We start from the raw sequence: 507 nt of genomic DNA, 5'->3' as shown, positions 1-507 counted from the left end.
ATCGGGAGTACCCAGCCCGGCTGCCGGAGATGAGCTATCCGAGCTACATGGAGACGCACCGGGTGAGCACCAACGGCTTGCTCAAACGTCGCAATGTGGTGATGTACGTCGGGCACCTACTGCATGGCGAGCTGGTTGGTCTTGAAGCGATCGAGGAAGGTCTCTGGCATGTTCACTTCGGCCCCATCGTGATTGGAGGAATAGATGAACGGAAACCTCACAAGAGATATCTAAGTCTCAAAGTGTTACCCATGTGAGTGAACTCGGCCAAACGAACGCCGCGTGCAAGCCGTTGCATCAGCAAACACATGACATCACCGCTCTACCAAAACACCTTGACCAAACCGCCGCGTCGGCCACGGAACACAAACACGTGGCCGCTAAGAGCGGCTAACAAAACCATGTCATCGCCACATGGCAATTGAGCGTTGTGATGTGCCATGGCACGAAAAAAGATCAACAACGAATTGTGGAAGGCCTTGCAGCCATTGCTGCCGACGGTCGAGC

Annotated in this window: 1 protein-coding gene and 1 pseudogene; one reads left to right on the top strand and one right to left on the bottom strand. The window is 54.6% G+C overall.

Annotated elements, in window-relative coordinates; translation table 11 throughout:
• Window positions 1–257: pseudogene (locus tag VSR71_RS35025) on the top strand (IS481 family transposase); the annotation flags it as partial.
• A gap of 65 nt (window positions 258–322) precedes the next feature.
• On the opposite strand, the gene VSR71_RS35020 reads toward VSR71_RS35025, so the two are convergent.
• Window positions 323–507, bottom strand: a 185-nt coding sequence (locus tag VSR71_RS35020; RefSeq protein WP_342917910.1) for a hypothetical protein, incomplete at its 5' end; no start/stop codon positions are given.

Origin of the sequence: Cupriavidus oxalaticus (genome assembly GCF_038900635.1) — a bacterium.
Classification (GTDB): Bacteria; Pseudomonadota; Gammaproteobacteria; order Burkholderiales; family Burkholderiaceae; genus Cupriavidus; species Cupriavidus oxalaticus_B.
Note: the sequence above shows the minus strand (reverse complement) of the source record. Positions and strands in the feature narration are given on the sequence as shown.